General features: G+C 40.2%; 22 protein-coding genes, 1 tRNA gene and 1 pseudogene. 9 read left to right on the top strand and 15 right to left on the bottom strand.

The window, feature by feature from the left end; translation table 11 throughout:
* From B4G94_RS17800 to B4G94_RS17790, 3 genes are all read right to left on the bottom strand, one after another.
* Positions 1-675 carry a hypothetical protein gene (locus tag B4G94_RS17800; RefSeq protein ID WP_108632279.1) on the bottom strand — a complete coding sequence of 225 codons (675 nt, stop codon included), beginning with the start codon at positions 673-675 and terminating at the stop codon, positions 1-3.
* A gap of 3 nt (positions 676-678) precedes the next feature.
* Positions 679-1,947, bottom strand: coding sequence for a dihydroorotase (locus B4G94_RS17795; protein ID WP_286860585.1), 1,269 nt, complete (start codon positions 1,945-1,947; stop codon positions 679-681).
* A gap of 215 nt (positions 1,948-2,162) precedes the next feature.
* Positions 2,163-2,732 (bottom strand): UbiX family flavin prenyltransferase, encoded by a 570-nt coding sequence (locus tag B4G94_RS17790; RefSeq protein WP_108632281.1) that lies wholly within the window; start codon positions 2,730-2,732, stop codon positions 2,163-2,165.
* Between the two features lie 329 nt (positions 2,733-3,061).
* Between B4G94_RS17790 and B4G94_RS17785 the strand changes: the two genes are divergently transcribed.
* The gene (locus B4G94_RS17785; RefSeq protein ID WP_241254970.1) at positions 3,062-3,730 is read left to right on the top strand and encodes an ankyrin repeat domain-containing protein; all 669 of its coding nucleotides are present in this window, start codon (positions 3,062-3,064) and stop codon (positions 3,728-3,730) included.
* On the opposite strand, the gene B4G94_RS17780 is transcribed toward B4G94_RS17785, so the two are convergent.
* Both B4G94_RS17780 and ribD read right to left on the bottom strand, forming a co-directional pair.
* Positions 3,727-5,004 (bottom strand): DUF2851 family protein, encoded by a 1,278-nt coding sequence (locus B4G94_RS17780; protein WP_286860580.1) that lies wholly within the window; start codon positions 5,002-5,004, stop codon positions 3,727-3,729. The genes B4G94_RS17785 and B4G94_RS17780 overlap by 4 nt on opposite strands.
* A gap of 76 nt (positions 5,005-5,080) precedes the next feature.
* A complete protein-coding gene (gene ribD / locus B4G94_RS17775; protein ID WP_286860577.1) occupies positions 5,081-6,124 on the bottom strand; it encodes a bifunctional diaminohydroxyphosphoribosylaminopyrimidine deaminase/5-amino-6-(5-phosphoribosylamino)uracil reductase RibD in 1,044 nt (347 codons plus the stop codon).
* Positions 6,125-6,157: 33 nt separating this feature from the next.
* Between ribD and prmC the strand changes: the two genes are divergently transcribed.
* The 6 genes from prmC to B4G94_RS17745 all read left to right on the top strand — a co-directional run bounded on the left by prmC (position 6,158) and on the right by B4G94_RS17745 (position 11,591).
* A complete protein-coding gene (gene prmC, locus B4G94_RS17770) occupies positions 6,158-7,018 on the top strand; it encodes a peptide chain release factor N(5)-glutamine methyltransferase (RefSeq protein ID WP_286860574.1) in 861 nt (286 codons plus the stop codon).
* A gap of 117 nt (positions 7,019-7,135) precedes the next feature.
* A tRNA-Lys gene (locus tag B4G94_RS17765) sits at positions 7,136-7,208 on the top strand.
* A gap of 490 nt (positions 7,209-7,698) precedes the next feature.
* On the top strand, positions 7,699-7,848 hold the full coding sequence (locus tag B4G94_RS17760) for a hypothetical protein (RefSeq protein ID WP_286860572.1): 150 nt from the start codon (positions 7,699-7,701) through the stop codon (positions 7,846-7,848).
* A gap of 531 nt (positions 7,849-8,379) precedes the next feature.
* Positions 8,380-9,423 carry a LacI family DNA-binding transcriptional regulator gene (locus tag B4G94_RS17755; RefSeq protein ID WP_165306307.1) on the top strand — a complete coding sequence of 348 codons (1,044 nt, stop codon included), beginning with the start codon at positions 8,380-8,382 and terminating at the stop codon, positions 9,421-9,423.
* A 91-nt stretch (positions 9,424-9,514) separates the two neighbouring features.
* On the top strand, positions 9,515-10,825 hold the full coding sequence (locus tag B4G94_RS17750) for a Gfo/Idh/MocA family protein (protein ID WP_286860568.1): 1,311 nt from the start codon (positions 9,515-9,517) through the stop codon (positions 10,823-10,825).
* A 13-nt stretch (positions 10,826-10,838) separates the two neighbouring features.
* Entirely contained in the window at positions 10,839-11,591 is a 753-nt protein-coding gene (locus B4G94_RS17745; protein ID WP_286860565.1) for a 3-keto-disaccharide hydrolase, read from the top strand.
* Positions 11,592-11,677: 86 nt separating this feature from the next.
* On the opposite strand, the gene B4G94_RS17740 is transcribed toward B4G94_RS17745, so the two are convergent.
* Genes B4G94_RS17740 through B4G94_RS17725 form a run of 4 tightly spaced genes read right to left on the bottom strand, consistent with a single transcriptional unit; the run spans position 11,678 to position 14,555 of the window.
* Entirely contained in the window at positions 11,678-12,523 is an 846-nt protein-coding gene (locus B4G94_RS17740) for a hypothetical protein (RefSeq protein WP_286860562.1), read from the bottom strand.
* Positions 12,520-12,903 carry a GntR family transcriptional regulator gene (locus B4G94_RS17735; protein WP_286860560.1) on the bottom strand — a complete coding sequence of 128 codons (384 nt, stop codon included), beginning with the start codon at positions 12,901-12,903 and terminating at the stop codon, positions 12,520-12,522. Before B4G94_RS17735 ends, B4G94_RS17740 begins: the two co-directional genes overlap by 4 nt.
* Position 12,904: 1 nt before the next feature.
* Positions 12,905-13,720 (bottom strand): hypothetical protein, encoded by an 816-nt coding sequence (locus B4G94_RS17730; protein ID WP_286860557.1) that lies wholly within the window; start codon positions 13,718-13,720, stop codon positions 12,905-12,907.
* Positions 13,704-14,555, bottom strand: coding sequence for an ATP-binding cassette domain-containing protein (locus tag B4G94_RS17725; protein ID WP_286860554.1), 852 nt, complete (start codon positions 14,553-14,555; stop codon positions 13,704-13,706). Before B4G94_RS17725 ends, B4G94_RS17730 begins: the two co-directional genes overlap by 17 nt.
* Before the next feature lie 731 nt (positions 14,556-15,286).
* Between B4G94_RS17725 and B4G94_RS17720 the strand changes: the two genes are divergently transcribed.
* Entirely contained in the window at positions 15,287-15,763 is a 477-nt protein-coding gene (locus tag B4G94_RS17720; RefSeq protein WP_219929295.1) for a hypothetical protein, read from the top strand.
* Here B4G94_RS17720 and B4G94_RS17715 read toward each other — a convergent pair whose 3' ends face one another.
* The 3 genes from B4G94_RS17715 to B4G94_RS17705 are packed head-to-tail and all read right to left on the bottom strand — an operon-like array spanning position 15,764 to position 18,542.
* Positions 15,764-16,540: an enoyl-CoA hydratase/isomerase family protein gene (locus B4G94_RS17715; RefSeq protein WP_286860551.1), complete on the bottom strand. Its 777-nt coding sequence runs from the start codon at positions 16,538-16,540 to the stop codon at positions 15,764-15,766. It lies immediately after the preceding gene.
* A 7-nt stretch (positions 16,541-16,547) separates the two neighbouring features.
* Positions 16,548-17,387, bottom strand: a complete 840-nt coding sequence (locus tag B4G94_RS17710) for a hydroxymethylglutaryl-CoA lyase (RefSeq protein WP_286860549.1) — start codon at positions 17,385-17,387, stop codon at positions 16,548-16,550.
* A gap of 9 nt (positions 17,388-17,396) precedes the next feature.
* Positions 17,397-18,542 (bottom strand): acyl-CoA dehydrogenase family protein, encoded by a 1,146-nt coding sequence (locus B4G94_RS17705; protein WP_108632300.1) that lies wholly within the window; start codon positions 18,540-18,542, stop codon positions 17,397-17,399.
* 153 nt (positions 18,543-18,695) lie between these two features.
* Here B4G94_RS17705 and B4G94_RS17700 point away from each other — a divergent pair, with 153 nt between their 5' ends.
* The gene (locus B4G94_RS17700; protein ID WP_286860547.1) at positions 18,696-20,303 is read left to right on the top strand and encodes an acyl-CoA carboxylase subunit beta; all 1,608 of its coding nucleotides are present in this window, start codon (positions 18,696-18,698) and stop codon (positions 20,301-20,303) included.
* A gap of 209 nt (positions 20,304-20,512) precedes the next feature.
* Here B4G94_RS17700 and B4G94_RS17695 read toward each other — a convergent pair whose 3' ends face one another.
* From B4G94_RS17695 to B4G94_RS17685, 3 genes and pseudogenes are all read right to left on the bottom strand, one after another.
* Positions 20,513-21,172, bottom strand: coding sequence for a 3-oxoacid CoA-transferase subunit B (locus B4G94_RS17695; protein WP_108632302.1), 660 nt, complete (start codon positions 21,170-21,172; stop codon positions 20,513-20,515).
* A gap of 3 nt (positions 21,173-21,175) precedes the next feature.
* On the bottom strand, positions 21,176-21,877 hold the full coding sequence (locus tag B4G94_RS17690; RefSeq protein WP_108632303.1) for a CoA transferase subunit A: 702 nt from the start codon (positions 21,875-21,877) through the stop codon (positions 21,176-21,178).
* Positions 21,878-21,941: 64 nt separating this feature from the next.
* Positions 21,942-22,084, bottom strand: a pseudogene (locus B4G94_RS17685) (M42 family peptidase); the annotation flags it as partial.
* Positions 22,085-22,474: the final 390 nt, after the last annotated feature.

Below are 22,474 nucleotides of genomic sequence, written 5' to 3'. Positions count from 1 at the left end.
TTATTTATTATAATAAGTGCTAAGAACCTTATAAAGAGCCAAATCAAATGCTTTATTGTTCGATACCGCAGCGTATTCTTCAAATTGTTGATCATTTGGTTTTAACTCACTAAAGAAACTCATTATGGGATAGAACAGTTCATATACCTCACTTCGAGGATTAACTCCCTTGGCGACTTTGGCTATTTCGGCATACGGGCTATCCACTAGAATCTGATTTGCAATGATATCTTCATAGATTTCATGTTCATCCTGAAACTCATCTTCATCAACCAATAAAAACTCTTTTAAGAAATCATCCAATTCGGGTTCAATCTCGTCATCTTTACATTCACCTAAATATAGAAAAATATTCAATAATTCAGTTCCACGATCTATGGTCTCGTCTTCAATAGCTTCCCATTCTTCAGAATCCAGGTAGTCATCTTCCAGCTTGAGCACATCATTAGAAAAGAAATTCATCAATAGTAAGTCAACATAGACTTCACGAAGTTCATCAAACAAAGGATAATCGTCAAAAGACTGATCCAGAAGTTCCAATTTCTCCAGATAGGTAGCTTCAGTATTGAATACTTGAATGATTTTCGTCAGAAATTCTGGGGCCGTTTCAATCCCGTCAACTTTTCCATAATTTAAAATACCTGCTTCAACAGCAGCTTTTATGTTTGCTTCCATGGTTTAATCGTTTTTAATGATTTGATTATTATTGATGACCAATTCGACAGCCCCTTTTAATGTCTGTCCGAATAATGGGGAATTTTTTGATTTGGATTTATTTGTCTTTTCATCGAAATTCCAGGATTTCGCAGGGGCAAACAACACAAGGTTCGCCATAGCGCCTGCTTTAATTTGCGGGACTGCTAGGCCAAGAATTTGTCTTGGTCTAACAGCTAGGCTGTGTACAATTTGCTCCTCGTTTAATCCGGCACGAATTAACAAAGGTAATACAGTTTGCAATCCTATAATACCATTTTTTGCAATATGAAATTCCACATTTTTAAATTCTATTTCCTGTGGAGTATGCTGTGAAACCACTGCGTCTATGACACCATCCTTTAAACCTTTTATCAGCGCTTTCGCATCAGCTTTGGTTCGCAATGGCGGGCTCACTTTATAGTTACTGTCAAAACCAATGATATCCTCATCTGTAAATACCAATTGATGTGCTGCCACGTCACAAGTAACCCGAAGGCCTTTAGCTTTCGCTTTTTTAATTAGATCTACGGCTTCGGGCGTACTGATCGACGCAAAGTGGATCGGGGCTTCCGTATATTCCGCGAGATATAGATCACGGGAGACCATCAAGGATTCTGCAAGATTAGGAATTCCTTTCATTCCCAAATAAGTGCTCATTGCACCCTCATTCATTTTATTGCCACCCGCCATGGACTCATCTTCGGCATGCGAAAAAATCAGTCCTTCAAATCCTTTTGCATACAACAAAGCTCTACTCATCAGTCCAGCTTGTTGCACGCCCCTATTTCCATCACTGAAAGCAACAGCACCATTCTGTTTCATATCATAGAGTTCGGCCATTTCCTTACCTTCACGCTTCTTACTAATTGCGCCAATGGGATGTATATCGACAATATTTCCCTTTGCGGCATTGACCACGAGTGCCACTTCGGACCGGCTTTGGATAGCAGGCTCAGTATTGGGCATTACGGCCACGGCAGTGAAACCGCCGGCAGCGGCAGCAGCCGTTCCCGTCCGGATATCTTCTTTGGTCTCTAAACCCGGTTCCCCAAAATTGGCATGTAAATCGAAAAATCCAGGCGATAAAATCTTACCTGTTCCATCGATGGTCTCTACGTTTTTATCAGCTACTTTGATGATATTTCCAATCTGTGCAATCTTCCCCTTTTCGATAAGTACATCAACAGTCTGCTGATGGTATTCGTTACCCGGTAAAATTACTTTAACAGAAGTAATCAATAAGCTTTTCATATATGAATGTGATTGAAATTAATAGGATACAAATTGTCTGTTGAAGCATGTAGCGTGTTCTCTAGCAACAAACAAAAAACGAATTTATCACTATAAATTGTATAGCCATAAACAGATTTTTCGCGTGATGCTTTTGATTGCTTCATTTCGAGAAACAAAGTTACAAAATACAATTTTATTATAGAACACTAAAAATAGATTTCAGTGAACATTCATTAGGAATTTTCTCCCCATTGATAATGCTTAAAATCAAATCCGGCTAAACTCAAAATCCGATCGACCACAGTCTCAGCCAACTCCTCCAAAGTTTTTGGTAAGCTATAGAAAGACGGAGAAGCCGGACAAATGATTCCGCCTGCTTCCGTAACCAGTTTCATGTTCTGAATATGAATAATACTTAATGGTGTCTCACGTGTAACTAAAATAAGCTTCCTTCGTTCCTTTAACATAACGTCCGCCGCACGGGTAGTAAGATCTGAAGAAATCCCATAGGCTATCCTGGACAAGGTCCCCATAGAACAGGGGCAGACAATCATGGTATCAAAACGCGCCGAACCCGATGCAAAAGGGGCAAAAAAGTCATTTTTATCGTAGAATTTGAAAGGTACGTCCTGGTAACTCTCATCCCCCAATTCAGCCCGCCATACATCCTTCGCATTATTTGACATCACAATACCCACCTCAGTTAACTGAGATTTTAGCGAATTCAATTTTTCCAGCAGTAACTTCGCATATATAGAGCCACTTGCTCCCGTAATAGCAACAACAATCTTTCTTTTGGACATTTCTTTTAAATATAAAAACAAAGCTATAAAAAAAGGGTCGAAGTGAGAAACACCCGACCCTACATCTACCTATGAAAAACATGCCCTTGGGAGGGGCTTAACAAAAGTACATCTACTTTTTAATTTTCAAAAATATTATATGAATTACTACACATTTGTGTATATAAATTTTAACAAAATACCTTTTTTAGCCCTGATCTCATCCAAATTATTGTCCCGATTTATATCCCTTGCAATTTTTCAGGATTTTATGACAGCCTGATTTCGCAAATAAATTCGCTACTCAAACAGTTATTTTCATTAATAAAACCTATTTTAGTAGGAGAGTTATGCAATTAGATTTGAAAATGAACCTTTCTGTTTTAGAACAATATATTGAAGAAGGCAAAAGTCACGACATCGACCTGCTATTGATTGGAAACCCTGAATTATTACAAGAGACGACCAGTCATGGAATTTCACCGTTGTTATTGGCATGTTACTACAATAAACCGCAAATTATCCGGATACTTCTTCAACATACCAAAACAATGACCATCCACGAGGCCTGTGCAGCGGGATTAACAGCATACGTGGAGGCGATTATCCAACAGGCTCCATCGGTTGTCAATGAGTGGTCTTCCCATGGTTTTACACCTTTGTTACTGGCAACCTATTTCAACAGAGTTGACATTGTCCGTCTATTGTTGTCCAAAAAGGTAAATCCTAATATAGCCAGCAGAAACGAACAACTCTGCTCCCCCCTACATATTGCAGCTTCAAATAATAATGAGGAAATCGGTAAAATGCTCATTGAAGCCGATGCCGATGTCAATGCGATTCAGGCTACAGGTGAGACTGCATTACATTTTGCGGCGCAACACGGGAATATTGACTTCATTGTTGTCTTGCTCGAATTTGGTGCCGATACAAAAATCTTCAACCTCGCAGGATTCAGTCCAGCGGACTTCGCTTTGGAAAAAGGATATAAGGAAATCGCCGAAATACTCGCGAATTAACCACTTCGCAAAATTTCGGCACCAATCCGACAAAGAAGGCACTGTCTCTTATCGCAGTACATGTTCTTCAATTGCAATATCGCCTGACTTTGGGCCGCGTTTTCGGCATGCCAGTCAAATTCTCCAAACCGTTTTATGATCGCATTTTTCTCAACAGGAAGCATTTCCAAAAAATCAATGGCTTTGTCAATATACCGCTCTATCCCATAATATTTGCCATAAGCAAAAAGAAATAGCACCACAACATTAACAATGAGAATATCAATGGTATCTTTCCCTATTCTTCCAGCATGCGCCATACGCCCCTTACCTCTAGGCAAAACACGAGATTTCCAGTACTCGCTTAACTGTTCAATACGAAACAAAGAACGTGCATCCTCTAAATTTTCCAGATCCAAAATCATTGAAAAACTTAATGACTTATCTGTAAATAAGGCTACCAACTGCGCTATCCGAAGTTCAGGAAAATTATAAGGTCGCATTCGCAGCTTTTTCCACACACCGCTCATGACCTCAATGCCATGAGCAAGCTGTTGATAGACAAACTCATGATAGAGCAACTTAACATGTTCATCCTCCTCTTTACCGGACAAGAAACCAGCTGCTCCAAAAAAAATTGCTTCGATTTTCAAGGTATCCGAACGATATTTTTTCAATAACGATATAGGAAGTTTTTCTCCGAGTTCATGAAATGCCTCTGCATTCACTTTCAGTCCCATACACCTACACATCCAGATCCAAAATACCTTTTCCCAATCATTGTCATTATCAGCCAATAGACTAAAGATCGTCTGAACTTTCATCTCCAGGCGCTCATAAGATAATGCACCCAACCACATTGTCTTCTTTAGTACATCAACTGAACTGAGCTGCGACTGACAAGGAATCCAGTTTGTCGTATTCATCATTGTCGAATACTGATCGAGCAAATGCTGATTTACGTACGCCGAAAGCAACATCGTTGGGATAACAGTCCCATCACTCCGGTATATGACTTTATCATTTACCCAGACAACATGAAGTATAACATTATTATAAGCTGCATCATCCCGATGATGGTGCCGATCCCAATCTGATGAACGAATATGGAGCTCAATATTTCCATACCATTCTTTGTCTCCGAGTAAGATATGAGACATTAAAAAATCAGGTCCTGCATTCAGGTTATGCTGACCAAAGTTCATCAAAATCAACGGCTCTCCGTCCGTGGACCGCAATCCTATTGTATTGAATAGCCGTAGTTTCCAGATAAACTGCATTAAGTTTTCTGTCATCACCATAATTGTATACTAAGAAATTAAGCTAACCGGCTATGATTTATAATTTCTTAAATATACAATTTTATCTGCACTATTTCACATAAACCATCAGCAAATCACTGGAAATCATCCGTTTTTCCAAAATCCGTCCATTCAACTTTGGGGCGGAAATACCACGATGCAATTCCTTCTCCGATTGAAACACACGCGCTTCATCCCAAAGACCAGCGTCAATAAATGTTTGTAAAGTCTTCGCTCCCCCTTCAATGATAATGGACTGTACATCCATCAGGTACAATTGATAAAGGATACTTTGTGGTAAATACAGGCCATAATTTTCAAGTTCAATATGTTTAATATGTCCTTGCCAATCTGTTTTTTTTGCATTAAACACAATGGTATCGGCTTTTTCATCAAAAATCTTAGCTTCAGGAGAAATGACCAGATCCCGATCTATCAACACACGGATTGGATTTTTACCTTTCCAATGCCGAACAGTCAAACTAGGATTATCCAGTTGAGCAGTATGGGTTCCGACTAAAATTGCATCCTCTTCTGCGCGCCAACGATGAGTCAGTTGCTGGCTAGCGGCGTTACTGATCCACACCTGCTTATCCTGCTGACCTATCAATCCATCCTTAGATTGTGCCCATTTTAAAATAACATACGGTCGGTGCTGGCCGATTCGTGTAAAAAAACGGCGGTTGAGCCAGATTGCTTCCTTCTCCAAAAGCCCAATTTCAACCTCAATACCTGCCGCTCTCAGTATTTCAACACCTTTACCATTGACCTTTGCATAGGGATCCAGACAAGCTACAAAAACCTTCGATGGTTTTAAATTGGCGATCATATTGGCGCACGGAGGTGTTTTACCATAGTGTGCACAAGGCTCAAGACTGACATAAAATGTACTTTCAGCCAGTAATTTCTTTGCTGTATCACCATACCGCTCCAGCACCTGGCTTACAGCATTAACTTCAGCATGAGGACCTCCGTAAGGAGAAGTGTACCCCTCTCCTATAATTTTGTCATCATGAACGATAACTGCACCCACCATGGGGTTTGGACTTACAGACCCTGCTCCTAGCTGAGCAAGATCCAAACAGCGTTGCATATATTGCCTGTGCATATTCATAATGCAAATCTATGAAAATCGTACCTTTGAAACATGAGAATACTTCAAGATTTCGAATTATCGTTTCAGCATGAATTAAAGTCCATATATGACAGTGACGAAATAAAATCCATATTTCTACTTGTGATCGAAGAATTATTGGGTATAAAAAGAATAGCATATCCTTTTAAAAAGGATATTATTGTTTCTGAAAACGAGGCTGCTCATTTCCAGAGGATTCTTCATGATCTCAAAAAAAGCAGACCGATCCAATATATTTTAAATAAAGCAGATTTTTACGGTGAGTTTTTCGAGGTGAATGAATCGGTTCTGATCCCGAGACAGGAGACGGAGGAACTCGTTGATCTGATAATAAAAACACATGCGGCTTCATCGCATCTAAAGGTGATTGATATCGGCACTGGCTCAGGTTGCATCCCAATTATATTATCAAAATACTTAAATCAGGCACAGGTAACTACGGTAGATATCTCTAAAGAAGCGATCCATACCGCCAAAAAAAATGCGCAAAGCTTGGGAGAACCCGTTCATTTCATCAATGCTGATATTTTAGAATGGGATTTCGTCTTTTCAGATCAGCAATACGATATTATCGTTTCGAACCCGCCTTATATCACACCAAATGAAAAACAGCAAATGCAGCAAAATGTATTGGCCTATGAACCAGAACTCGCTTTATTTATTGAGGAGAGTGCACCACTGATCTTTTATGATGTCATTTCATCCTTTGCCTTAAAACATTTGGCACCAAACGGAGACCTTTATTTTGAAATTAATCAATATTTGGGACCTGAAACCAAGGATCTCATCGAGAAAAAGGGCTTCCGGCAAGTCCAGCTCATCAAAGACATCAACGGTGCCAACCGGATAATCCATGCAAAGAAAAGCATCTAGAAAAAATAATCTTTTTATTTACTAGACAGTTAACGTCGGTTAACCAAATTTTAGACCCAATTATTTGGAGCATATCGAAAGAAATTCTACCTTTGCATCACTTTCAAAAACAGAAAGGATTCCGTAGCTCAGCTGGTAGAGCAATACACTTTTAATGTATGGGTCCTGGGTTCGAATCCCAGCGGGATCACAGAGGAAAAGCTAATCGCAAGATTGGCTTTTCTTGTTTAAACGGGCTCAAATCTACAAAATGAGAGTTATAAACACGGGGGGATAATCGGCCAACTTTTCGGCAGAACAGAACTTTTTGTTGCCAATTTTGACACCCAACAGCCAAAATCAGAAGAAAATATGGACCTAAACCCAATTAAAGCGCTATTTTAATGGTAAGCAAACACTTACCGTTGCTGAGGAGAGATGAACAAAACGTTCTCAACATTTGATCAATCGTTCTCAGCATTTGACCAAATATCTTCAAGGAAACACCATCGTTGATATCATTTATACAAATGATTAGCGTATATCCGTTGCTTTTGATCTCAAAAGAATGAATGGAGAATTCGAATACGTAACCGATAAACGAAATATGCTTAGCGATAATATCATTCCAGGAGAATTACTTCGGTAGGATACCGCTTTCCCTTGCTTTATTAACAGCAGTAAGAGAAATACTGTCCTATATGGCCATATTTTTTACATACGCCGCTAAGGAACAATCTAAAAATGGTGATACTGCTTCTTTGCTGACAACCAGACAAAATATCAGGCAGGCTGTTATTCGTGTATCTGGAATAGATCTTTCACAATATACTTTTACAATAATGGCCTAATTGAAAAATAGCTTATTATTTCTCTAAGCCAGTTAGCAGAATCGGGCGATTATAGGGCGTTTTCCAAGCTTATCTCCCTTACCAAATTATAGCTTCTACGGACGCTTTATAACAAATAAAATCTCCAAATGAAATTAAATCCTTTGGAGATTTCAAACCAAAATCTTTTCTGATTTTACCTTTACATTTTTTTTGTCAAGTGCTTTGTTCAAATCTCGATCGAATTGTATAGCTAATTTTTCGCGCTCGATGTCGAATGTTTGTATCCGTTCAGTATTTCAGTGGTATGGAAGTTTTTTATCAATTCTTTGAGATTCCTAATGATTGTGAACTACACATTTGTGACTAATTTTCTTATTCCCCGGGTTTGAATTGCCCCAGAAATATTTTTTTTATCTTATCTTTATAATTTAATAATTCATCATCTGAATACAATTAGACCTGCTAAGCAGCATGCATAAAAACAATTCGATCTCTATTCCGTAGTGAATGGAGCGGGAACGATTATAAGAAACGGAGAGGAAAGAGAACATGAAAAGAGTCACCTTAAAAGAGATTGGAAAGCAATTAAACCTTTCACCGGGCACCATTTCCAAGGCCCTTAACGATAGTCATGAAATCAGTGCGGAAACAAAAAGAATGATTCTAGCTTACACCAAAAAGATTAACTATATACCAAACTTTTCTGCCAAAAGCCTGAAAACAGGACGTTCAAATACCTTGGCTATTATTGTCCCTTTTATTTCCAGCTCATTCTTCTTTGATTTTTATGAAGAAATCTCACTTATCTTATCACAAACAAATTACCAATTAATTTTATTACAGACCTTCAACGACGAGAAAAAGGAAAAAGAAGCATTGGAACTCTGTGTGCAGAATAATATTGATGGTATCATTATTTCTCCTGTAAAAAATGATTCCAGCCTATCGTTGTTAATGTACATCATGGACCAAATATGTCCGATCATTATATTTGACCGAATAAATCACCAACTTGATACCTTTAAGATCGGTATACAGAATAACAAAGTGATTTATCAGGCCACGGCGGAAATGATAAAAAACGGTCGCAAAAACATTATTCTGTTACTCTGTAAAGATATCGGAGGAAATGCCACTAGAATTAAAGGCTACAAAGATGCCCTTTTTAACAGCTCTATTCCCTACAACGAAGATAATATTGTTGAAATATCCTATTCAAGCCCTAAAGATGATATTGATGCGGAACTCGAACGAAAAATAAGCGCTTTATTAAGCAGCCCAGTCCCTCCAGACGCACTTCTATCTACCACCGACACGCTATCATTAAAGGTCTTACATATTTTAAATAAACTTAAGGTAAAGATTCCTGAAAACATGAATTTAATCGGATTCAGCAACACGCCCTTTGCGAATAGCCTGAACCCGTCTTTGACAACGATTACTCAGCCCACACGTCTCATGGCTGATAAATCAGTGGAACTGCTACTGGAAATGCTGAAAAAAAGAAACAAAAAAAATTATTTTGAGTTTGAGACTTATTTTTTGGACTGCCAAATAGAACACCGAAAATCAACCTCTGCATCCCGGGAATAAATAACAAGATTTTTACATCAATTGCATAAAACAGTCTTGTAACAAACACTTTATCTTATTATAATTATATTCATAACCATAAAATATAAAAATGTCACTTCATTCGGATAACCACCCAGAACACAATTCAAGAAGGTCCTTCCTGAAAAAATCCAGTATTATTGCGCTCGGAACTTCACTACCGACCTCTACCCTGCTATCTTTTACGGATCAATCCAAAGATCAGGTTATTAAAGTAGGATTAATAGGCTGTGGCGGCAGGGGTACCGGTGCAGCCATACAAGCTTTACAGGCTGACCCGAACTGCCAGATTACTGCAATGGCAGATGTTTTTCAGGATCGCATGGATGAATCTTACGCTGCTTTAATGGAAGTCCGTCCGAAACAGGTAAAAATAGACAAAGGAAACAAATTTTTGGGATTCGACGCATACGAAAAAGTCATCAATAGTGATGTGGATGTCGTCTTGCTAACCTCGCCCCCAGCATTTAGACCACTTCATTTAAAAGCTGCCGTTCAAGCAAAAAAACACATCTTCTGTGAAAAACCGATGGCGGTCGATATCCCCGGATTACACAGCGTCCAACAGTCGGTAAAAAAAGCTAAGGAATTAAATTTATCGCTTGTCTCTGGTTTTTGCTTCCGTTACGACCTCCCAAACCGGGCTACATTTACCAAGGTACTGGAAGGAGCGATAGGCCAGGTAAAATCAGTCAGCACATTTCGGTACGGTGGCGAAGCAACTTATATCGAACCTCGTCCGGAATGGAATAAAATGACACAGCAAATGAGAAATTGGTTTTATTACAACTGGCTTTCGGGTGATTTTATTGTAGAACAGGCGGTACATAGTCTAGACATGATGTCTTGGGCCATGGGCGATGTCATGCCCATCTCCGCAATGGGTACAGGAGGCCGACAAGTCCGCATAGATCCAAAGTATGGAAATATCTATGATCATTTTGCCATTGAATTTAAATATGCAAATGGAGCAATCGGAACGCACTTCTGTCGACAACAAGCCGGAACCACGCCAAGGAACTCGGTAAGTATGCTCGGAACCGATGGTGTCGCTGAAGTCGTGATCGGCGGAAAGCATACCATATCCGGGAAAGTAGGCTGGGACTACACCGGCACAAAAAACAACATGTACCAGACACAACATGATGAGTTGTTTGCGTCAATACGAAGTAACAAACCAATCAACGATGGCGAATGGATGAGCAACAGCACCCTCTTGGCGATATGGGCGCGAATGGCCGGCTATACAGGCCAAAATTTGACTTTTGACCAAGTAATGAATTCAAAAGAAAACCTTGGTCCTGAATTAGCCTCCTATAATTGGGAACTCAATGTCGATGGTCCGCCAATTGCCATTCCGGGGAAGACGAAATTTAGTTAAGTAATAAAACCTGATGAAAAGACTCATTTATACTATTTTCAGCATCTTATTGCTTAACAATAGCAACCTCATAGCGCAAACCAAAACCTTATTCGATTTTGGTCAGGAAATCCAATGGGAAGATTGGATATCAAATAAGAAAAACTCAAAAACAATACATTGGATCAATGTCAATACGGATCCGGACACTTGGCTTATCAAGAAAGATCTGCTCATCTGCAAAGGAAAACCAATAGGTGTTGTACGCTCCACAAAGCAGTATGAAAACTTTATGATTGAGGTTGAATGGAACCATCAGTATGCGGGCGGTAATTCAGGAATTTTCGTCTGGTCAGACGCAAAACCCGACCCGTCGGGTAGACTTCCCGGAGGCGTCGAAGTACAAATGCTCGAATTAGATTGGGTAAATCAAAACCTTATGGATGGAAAACAGGCACCGATCGCCTATGTACATGGCGAGCTTTTTGGCGTAGGCGGTGTCACAACAGTTCCGGACAATCCCAGAGGCACACGCAGCAAGTCCATTGAAAATAGAGCTAAGGGAAAAGGCGAATGGAACAAATACACCATTGTATGTATTGATGGCACCATTAAATTAGCGGTCAATGGAAAATTTGTCAATGGCCTACGTAATTCAACCATTAAAAAAGGCTACCTCTGTCTCGAATCTGAAGGATCAGAGATTCACTTTCGTAATTTCAAACTCATCGAACTGCCCCCCGGTGTCACAAGTGACCAACAAGTTGTACCGAGCATCACCCCATAATCGTTAATACAAAAAAGGTCAACATTCCCTCCGTGAGAATGTTGACCTTTTTTACCAGATACCTACAACAAAATTAGAAAATCTTGCTATTTGATCAGACCCCGTAGCGCATGCACGGGCAAATCTATTTTCGTATCGTTTGATAGATTTCCTTGCAATGTGTTCCACTGCAAGCTATCCAGCCGAACAGAAGATACCCCTTCCGTCTTGATATCCAACACATCAACTTTGGATTTATCACCCTTTCTATTGAAATAGATCTCCGAATTCTTAGCAAAAATATGTGCTGTCTTGTAATCAACACGTGGCAATCCCAGCATCGTATTCGTTGCCTCAACGAATAAATGATTGACAGGAGCCGTATTTTTGTCATCGCGGTATCCAAAATCTTCGATATGCGAGTTTGTCAAAATCAAATTAAGCGTATTTATCGCAGTTTCTCCGCTTAATGAAAGACTTTCAATACTATCACCGACAATAGTAATTTTATCCAGCTTCGCCGAGAATTCATTCACACCGGTATTTTGCAATTTTAATAGGCTCAGATCCGGCGCAAAAACATAAACAGATTTGTAATATCGATCACCGCCCTCCAAAAAATCCAGGGAAAGGAAACCGTCTCCATCCACCTTTGCCTTTACAAAATCAGCCTGGTTCTTATTGATCTTTACCAGAAACTTATCGCTTTTTACCAGGTACAGATTTATCCCCTTCGCATCCGCACCGAGTAGCTGAAGCTTGTCAAATTTCCCGACTGGGAAGGATCGAAAATAAACATCCTTTGCATCTGCACTTGACACTTCTTTGTCCATCTCCGCATGATAGACGTTTGTATCTATCCGATTGGTCCTGACAATATAAGAGGCCACCAATGTTGGAACGGCAAAAAGGATTATTGCGAGCCCTATCAATAATTTAGTACTTAATTTCATGATTCATTTTGATTAAAATTCTGTTCAACAAACTGTCTGTAACGTTGCTCCAATTCACTTAGACCAATTTCCAATAAATAGATATTCCGAAAGAAAGGTGGAAGATCCTCTTCCAAAAAAATGGTCTTCCGGTAAGATTTAACGTTCTTGACAGAATCTTCGGTCAGGAAGAAACCGATCCCGCGTTTATTCGCGATAATCTCCTTCTGCTGCAGTAGATCGTATGTCCGCATAACGGTATTTGGGTTCACCTCCAGCTGAACGGCCAGTTCCCGTACGGATGGCACCTTGTCATTCGTTTTCCAGGTCTCCATTAAAATATGATCACATACATATTCCGCAATTTGTAGATAAATCGCTTTGTTGGCATTAAATTCCATATTAAATCTCCTTCTCTTTTAGCCTTAAAAAGGCAAGCCCCCAGAATATCACTGTGAGCACTATTCCTGCAGCGGTGATTAAACCAAAAATGTGATAGACATCTGACCAATAATTATCATCCATACGCTGCACGGTGTTCTCCGTTTGCGTTTTCATCAGGTACACAAAAAAGCATATCCAGATCACGCAGTAAAGAACGAGTGAGATGGCTGTTTTGATATATTGATAATTCTTAAAGACAATACCACCCAGTAAAAATACCCCATTCAACAAGAATGGTAAAAAACATAAATAAAAAACTCCTCTTGGGTAATCCATACTAAAAAAATATGACCAAAATTCCACGGTAACCTGCTCACCAAGCGAATTTACCTCGGTTCTTATAGCTGGGCCAAAGCCACGTAAATAAGAGACAAAGGCCAAATCGATCAGGTAATAGATCAATAAGTAAGAACTGATGCTAACGACCACCGTATAGAAAATCCCCACCAGAAATTTTTCCAGTCGGGAGGCCGGTATCATCAATTCAAAAATTGCTTTTGTCTTGCTTCCGAGATCCGCAAAATAGCTACTCGAGATTACGGTCACAAAAAACGTCCCTAAAACACAAAACAACGGTGATCTAAAGTTCAACACCGAATAAACTTGGACAGATTCATTTTTTATGTCATTATAATTTGCACCGATATTGAACGCATAAAAACAAAATATAATGCCTGCTATCACCCCTATTGCCATCAGATAAATTCGTCCAAAACCGATCCATTGCCTGCGGATCAGTGCAAAAAAACGGGCTGTATTAAATAGGTTTGACATATTCATCGACTTTAATAAGTTTTGTAATTTTTTCCTTCTGCACCAAAACGGCATTGAACAGCAACTCCAGATCCAGTTTGGAATCCTCCCCCAGTGTATTTGGAAGAATCGCATTGAAACCTCCAAGCGCTTCTTCCGCATGGAGCACATCAAAAGACAGCTCTTTCATCTTTTTGAAACAGAGTTTATCAGTAATCAGGTTAATGGGTGCATTCAACGCAACCTTATGCTCATCAAGCAAAATGACCGCATCAATCAAGTTATCCAGATCACGCACCTGATGGGTCGAGATAATTACACAACGGTCGTCCGTGATAGCCGAAGCCATAATTTTACGAAATTGTGCTTTAGAGGGAATATCCAGACCATTTGTGGGCTCATCCATGATAATGATTTTCGTATTGGAAGCCAAACCAAAGGAAATAATGTATTTTTTCTTTTGGCCATAGCTCATCTCCGCCAATTTTTGTTCCACCGGAATTTCAAACTCATTGATCAGGCGATAAAAATATTCTCGGTCAAAATTTGGATAAAAACCAGCATTGGCTTTTAAAAATTGTTCTGACTTTACTGCGGGCAAATAAAACTCCTCGGGAATAAAACTGATCTCCCGCAACAGCGAAGGTTCCCGTCGATTTGGGTTATGCCCCAAGACCTCGACATGCCCCGAAACAGGAAACACCAGACCGGCCATGTTCTTAAGCAAAGTAGACTTGCCCGCCCCATTCTTTCCAAGTAATCCGTAAATATGCCCCTGCTCCAATGTGAGATCCATATGGAGAAAGAGCGGTCTGGATTTACTATAACTGAAATTTAGATTTTGGATAGTAATCATACCACTGTATTATTTAATTAATACACTAATATAGATACTAATTTCCCAAGTTTCCAAAAATTATTTTAAAAAAAATAACGCTTTCAAAGTTTAAGGGGATCGATGGCGTACTTCCTATAAAACCCAAACTCACGAAGAAAAAACAAAACAAACACTTTATATAAAACAATTTAAAACAATGAATAATAATGTATTAAATATTAACATTGCGAAATTCATAATGAAAAAAATAGAATAATCACACTTGATTTGGCTTACGAGCTAAAGTGCATTCATCGAAAAAAACTCATATAAACCCCGTAGAAAGCGTTCGTATTTTTTTCAGCAAAACACCCACATGCGTACTAAAAACAGCTTAAAACGCTTAAAAAGCACGTAAAACAGCCGCAAACACCTCAACCTTGTCTCCTTAATTCCAATTTGAGATATTCAATAGGAATTTTGAGTCGAACAGTTCAATTTTCAAATACAAAAAATACATTTGTAAGCCAAAAAACAACATTAACCTTAAGTTAATAGGAGATACCATTAAAATTTAACAAATTAAAAATCAAACAAATAAAAAGATTATATAAACATAAAAATCACCATACATCTATCTTATTTACTTCCTATTTCTTCGACCAATGTTAACACCGGACACACGCTTTATTTCTCAGACCGATCTATTTGCCGCGGTTAAATTCGGACTACTGATGTGATTTTTTTCATTTTATACGCATCTTTGCCATGTGATGACTTCGATTTACCCTTTCATTTTGGCACTGCATTCCACCTGGCGATGGATTGTTTTGATTATTTTTATAAGCAGTTTACTACGTTTTACTTATCAAAAAAAGAACAAGCGTAGCTTCACTCCTACCGATAATCTCCTAAAAAATTCGGTTATTTTCACGTTTTATACACAAGCATTATTGGGTATCATACTCTACATATTAAGTCCGATCACACAGTATTTTCTGACTCATTTTAACACAGCCGTACACTTGAGACAGATTCGTTTTTTTGGAATGGAGCATAGCAGTATGATGCTTCTCGCTGGCATATTTCTACTCATCGGTAGTCTAAAAAGCAAAAACGCCGATACGGATGATCGACGTTTTAAAATACTATTAATCTGGTTTGGCCTTGCTTTACTGATTGCCCTGAGTTCTATCCCCTGGGAATTTTCCCCGTTGACCAGCAGACCAAGCTTCCGTTCGTTTTGATTAGCTATTCTTCCAATGCCCTTTTCGTTTATCGCGCATTGCTGCCATTCCTTCCTGGAAATCGGCTGTCTCGCGAAGCTTGGCGAGCTCATCCAGCAGAAAGGCATAGTTATCCGCCTGCGGATTTTTTTTCAAGTGACGAAGTGCCTCAAAACCCCTTGAAATAGCCAAGGGTGCATTCGCTACAATAGCGTCTTTCAATGCTTCCAATTCAGCTTCCCCAGGTTCCAAAACTGCATACAGCAACTGCTTTTCCAAGGCTTCCGCGGCAGAGAAAGATCCCCCACGGATACAAAGGTCCATTGCTCTCCTTTCGGGCATATATTCCAGCAGCAAAGCCAGCACCTGAAATGGAAAAAGCCCAATCTTCACTTCAGGCAGTGTAAACCGTACATCTGGCGTAGCAAACAAATACGTACAGGACAGTGCTATCAAAAATCCGCCCGCAATAACGTCACCCCGAACCACACAAATGGATGGCTTATTTAGCTGCGCAAACAATTCGGCCAGCGACTTCCCTACTTTTGGAATACCGGGATTTCCGATATCTACCGTAGGATCTTCGAATGCCTTTAAATCCATCCCTGCGCAAAATACCGGTCCCTCAGCTTCGACCTGTATCAAACGAACCTCTGGATCACTGTTAGCGACTTCCAGGGCGTAAGCAATCTCACTGACCATTGTTGGACTAAAGGCATTCCTTTTCTCTGGTCGGGCAAGGATCAATATAAATACATGCTGTTCGCGACGTACCTTTATGAAGTTTAATTTTTCCATGATTTATCTACAAGATCATTTGTCTGAAACTGTCTTCCAAGCGTGCTCTTTCGGTCAGGCTACCTCGACCGAAAAGATCCAGTAAAATTTCAGAAGGGATATTTCCAACCAGGTCATCTTTGGCAAAAGGGCATCCACCATATCCTAATAGGGCACCTTCAAACTTACGGCAACCGGCATCATAGGCCGCACGAACCTTCGCAAGACTATCTTCCCGTTTTGCGTGAAAATGTGCGCCAATGGCTAACTGCGGATATCGCGTCCGAACAAGACCATAGAGATCGGTAATCTGTGCCGCATTCGCCTCAGAAGTTGTATCCGCCAAGGAGAATTCCGTAATACCAAACTGCAAGAGCTTATCAATCCATTCCTCAACCAGTACCGCAGACCAAGGATCGTTATATGGATTGCCAAACGCCATACTGATGTAGACGACCAGTACCTTGCCATGGGCATCAGCCAATGCCTTCATTTCCTTCAATTGCTGATAAGATTCTTCCAGTCCTTTATTCGTATTCCGCAACTGAAAGGTTTCTGATATCGAAAATGGGTAACCTATCAAATCTATTTTTTCCTCCTGAACGGCATCCTGAACTCCCCTCAGGTTGGCGACTATTGCCAATAACTTTACGCGATCATCTTTTTTAACTCCGGCCAGCACTTCTTTGGTGTCAGCCAACTGGGGTACTGCCTTCGGAGAAACAAAGGAGCCAAAATCTATCACATCAAACAGACCACTCTCAATCAACTTATTGATATGTTTAATTTTCTTATCCGTTGCAATAAAATTATGCAGTCCCTGTATAGCATCCCGCGGACAATCGACCAATACAACCTGATCTTTCATACGGTATAATTAAATATCTTTTTCAATTTCCCGGGCAATCACCATCTTTTGAATGCTGGAAGTCCCCTCTCCTATTGTACAGAGTTTGGCATCGCGAAAGAACTTCTCTGCGGGATAATCTTTCGTAAACCCATACCCTCCAAAAATCTGCACAGCTTCATTGGAAACGCTTACTGCTGCCTCCGAAGCATATAATTTGGCCATTGCACCAATTTTAGACACACGTTCGCCATGATCTTTGAGATAACCAGCCTGACGGGTCAGTAGTTCACTGGCCTCCACTTGAGTAGCCATATCTGCCAAGGCAAATGAAACGGCCTGAAAGTCGTAAATCTTCTTTCCAAATTGCTCTCTTTCATGTGCATATTTTAGCGCACATTCATAGGCTCCCCGGGCAATACCCAGCGAAAGCGCCGCAATAGAGATCCTACCACCGTCTAAAAGTTTCAATGCCTGCACAAATCCTTGCCCCTCCTCACCAATCAGCTGATCGCGGTGTATTCTACAGTTGTCAAAAAACAGACATGCCGTTTCTGAAGCACGCATGCCTAATTTATTCTCTTTTTTCCCTGCCGTAAAGCCAGGAGTGTCTTTTTCAACGATAAATGCAGACATCCCCTTTTTATCGCCCTTTTCCCCCGTACGTGCAATCACAACGGCAACACTCGAGCTAATGGCGTGCGTAATAAAATTCTTGGAACCATTCAACACATAATAATCCCCATCCCGCTCAGCAAAGGTGGTCATCCCACCGGCATCCGAACCGGACCCCGTTTCCGTAAGTCCCCAGGCACCGATCCATTCTGCTGTAGCCAGCTTTGGAAGATAACGTCGCTTCTGGTCTTCATTGGCAAAACTCAAAATATGATTGGTACATAAGGAGTTATGTGCCGCAACCGAAAGTCCGATCGATCCACAAACTTTGGAGATTTCATCCAACACGGTGATATACTCCTGATACCCCAGGCCCGAACCTCCGTATTCCTCGGGAACGATAACGCCCATGAAACCATGTTCACCTAATTTTTTAAAAACTTCTATTGGAAATATCTGGGCTTCGTCCCATTCCATCACATAAGGTTTGATATGATGCTGTGCAAAATCACGTGCACTTTGTCTGATCATATCCATTTGTTGTTTATTTTCAATAAACATAAGCATGAATATTAAATTTACAATCGGTAATACAATTCAAATATATCAAAATATTTAGGAATAAAATTGCAAATATTCTAAAATTTTATTTTAAATTTATCTAAAAATAAGAAATTCTTAATTATATCGCTTTTTAAACCAGAATTATAAACTATGAAGGAGCTGCTCGCATTACTTCACCAAAAAAGAGAAAATCTAAAGCTCGGTGGTGGCATCGATAAAATCAAAAAACTAAAAGAAAAAGGTAAACTGTCGGCTTGGGAAAGAATAACGTACTTACTGGATGCTGACCGCGAGTATCTTGAGATTGGCATGTTTGCAGGAGAAGGTATGTATGTTGAGCATGGCGGATGTACCAATGCAGGCTGTGCCGCCGTGATAGGCTACGTTAAATCCAAACTTTGTGTTATCGTCTCAAACGATGCGACCGTCAAAGCCGGAGCTTGGTTTCCCATTTCAGCCAAGAAAAATCTGCGCGCACAGGAAATCGCCATGGAAAATAATCTTCCGATTATCTATCTCGTGGATTCCGCAGGTGTCTTCCTTCCGATGCAAGATGAAATTTTCCCTGACAAAGAACACTTTGGGCGGATATTTCGCAATAATGCGCGTATGTCCTCGATGGGCATTCCGCAGATTGCCGCGATTATGGGTAGCTGCGTCGCTGGAGGAGCCTATTTACCCATCATGTCGGACTACGCTTTCATCGTCGAAGGTACTGGATCGGTCTTCTTAGCCGGCCCTTATCTGGTTAAATCGGCTATCGGTGAAACCGTAGATGCAGAAACGCTGGGTGGAGCTTCCACACATTCTGAAATATCGGGTGTTACAGATAATAAGTTCCCCGACGACCAGAGTTGTCTTACAGCCATTAAAAATGTTATTGATAAAATCGGTGGTCATGCAAAAGCGAACTTCAACCGAAAGGAAAGCCTTCCGCCAAAAACAGATCCCGAAAAAATAATAGAAATTCTTCCGGAGGACCGCACCAAACCCTATCGGATGCAAGATATTCTCGAGGCAATTGTTGATGCGGACACACTGGAGGAGTATAAACCCGATTATGGTAAAACAATTGTCTGTGCGCTTGCACGTGTAGATGGCTGGGCAGTAGGTATTGTCGCCAACCAACGGGAGATTACCAAAGCTAAGAAACCCGGTAATGCAATAGAAATGCAAATGGGTGGTGTTATTTATAGTGACTCAGCAGACAAAGCTGCACGCTTTATTATGAACTGCAACCAGCAAAATATACCCCTTGTCTTCTTTCAGGATGTCACTGGATTTATGGTCGGCAGTCGGTCCGAGCAAGGCGGAATCATTAAAGATGGTGCTAAAATGGTCAACGCGATGGCAAATTCCGTTGTCCCTAAATTTACTTTCATCGTAGGCAATAGCTATGGCGCAGGAAATTATGCCATGTGCGGGAAGGCCTATGATCCACGCTTGATCTACGCCTGGCCAACGGCCCAAATGGCCGTCATGAGCGGTGCTGCAGCTGGTAAAACGTTATTTCAAATTCAGGAATCAGCATTAAAAGCCAAAGGGAAAGAAATCAATGAAGAAGAAAAAAACAGCCTTCTCAAGTCTATCGAAGACCGATATAATGAACAATTAAGTCCCTATTATGCTGCTGCCAGGCTCTGGGTGGACGGCATTATCGCACCGCAGGAAACCCGAAAGGTAATCAGCATGGGCATAGAAGCCGCTAATGAAAAACCTATAGTCGAGCGGTATAACGTCGGTGTAATTCAGGTATAACTATAATACAAAAAACGTGCAGAAGATAATAGCTGCCCTAGTAATTAATAGCCCTCCTATATCATTCGATACAGGGGGGCTTTATTTAAAGGGTTTCACAAACCTTTTATTGTTTATATCTTCGCCATATTTTACTGATGATTTCAAAATCAGCGCCCCCACTTTGTTTTACTGTGCTCCAAATCCATTTAATTGTAGCATTTTTTTACTTAAAAAACCATTTCGGGTATATTTTCATCGGCAATTAATTTTCCAGCGGTTGCAGTTCTTATTTCATCAACACTGACACCTGGAGCTCTTTCTAAAAGCTGGAAACCTCCCTCTGGTAGAATTTCGTAAACGCCTAATTCAGTGACAATTTTTTTTATGCACTTTACGCCTGTTAATGGAAGTGTACATTCGGGGAGAAGTTTGCTTTCACCACTTTTATTAACTTGTTGCATGGCAACGATAATATTTTTGGCAGAGGCGACAAGATCCATCGCACCACCCATTCCTTTTACCATTTTTCCCGGGATCTTCCAATTAGCGATATCACCGTTTTCGGAAACTTCCATAGCACCTAAAATGGTTAAATCTACTTTTTGGGCTCTAATCATCCCAAAACTTAGCGCTGAATCGAAAACTGCCGAACCTGGCAATGTGGTAATGGTTTGCTTGCCCGCATTAATCAAATCTGGATCTTCACTGCCTTCAAAAGGAAAAGGCCCCATCCCCAGAAGTCCATTCTCGGATTGCAAAACCACATTAACGCCTTCTGGAATGTAATTAGCTACCAAAGTTGGAATTCCTATACCTAGGTTAACGTAACTATTATTTTTAATTTCTTTTGCAATACGTTGTGCAATTTGTTCTTTAGATAGTGCCATAATTTAGTTTTTAGGTCTTACGGTTCTTTGCTCGATTCTCTTTTCGTAATGTTCTCCCTGAAAAATTCTGTGAACATAAATTCCTGGAGTATGAATTTCGTCTGGATTTAGTTCGCCAATCTCTACCAATTCTTCAACTTCGGCAATGGTTATTTTACCAGCCATAGCCATTACAGGATTAAAGTTTCTAGCTGTAGAACGAAAGATAAGATTGCCTGCTTTGTCGCCTTTCCACGCTTTAACAATAGCAAAATCGGCATCGAAAGCATATTCCAAAAGATAATCTTTGCCTTTAAAGTTTCTCACTTCCTTGCCCTCACCTATTTCGGTCCCAACGCCTGCTGGCGTATAAATGGCAGGCATCCCGTACCCCGCAGCCATACAACGTGTCGCCAAAGTCCCTTGCGGGATTAGTTCTACTTCCAATTCTCCGCTTAGAAGCTGCCTTTCGAATTCGGCGTTTTCGCCAACGTAAGATGAAATCATTTTTTTGATTTGCTTTTTTTGTAAAAGTAAGCCTAAACCAAAATTATCCACACCCGCATTATTAGAAATACAGGTTAAATCTTTCACTTCTTTTTTTACCAGCTCGGCAATAGAATTTTCGGGAATGCCACAAAGCCCGAAGCCACCTAACATTATGGTCATTCCGTCTTCGATGCCATCGCAGGCTTCTTGTACATTTTTTACTGTTTTATCTATCATTATTAGCGTTATTTGGTTAAAAGTATCTCAAACTGATGTTTGGTTTTATCATTAATAGGATTTCCTAAATCAACTGAATAACATTAGCCACATCCCCTTTGCTCACCATCTCCACCGTCGTATGCATGTAGCGTAATGGTGGTAAAATTAACGATGAAGGAACCCATAGGAATGGGCAAATGTGTTGGTATCTGTACCCGTTTCACGGCGAAACACATGCTCTGCGTAGTTTAACGTCGCTCCACTGAACCATTTCGTTCCGATAAAACTAGCGCTGCCCGCGGGGCGGGTTAATATATGTGCTGTTGACCATCCCCAGAGCTCGTGATAAGACGCAAAGGATAATTGATATCGCTGTTCGACATACTGTTTGAATCTATTGATCTCCGATTGAGATTGCTGCTCTTCTGTCGGGCTCCAGAGTAATTTTCCCATAATAGTTGGATATAAAAAACGGTTATATCCAAACTTAGCTAAATTTGCTTTGAAATGCAATTTTATTTGGACTCAAACAGAACAAATAGACAACATCAATTACTTTATTGAAATATTATTCTGAAATACCCGCAGTTCATCAAATAAACGAGGTAAAGATCC

The sequence above is a fragment of the Sphingobacterium sp. UBA7625 genome (assembly GCF_002484085.1).
GTDB classification, from domain to species: Bacteria; Bacteroidota; Bacteroidia; order Sphingobacteriales; family Sphingobacteriaceae; genus Sphingobacterium; species Sphingobacterium athyrii.
The sequence above is the reverse complement of the archived record's forward strand: the minus strand, read 5'-3'. Positions and strand labels throughout refer to the sequence as shown.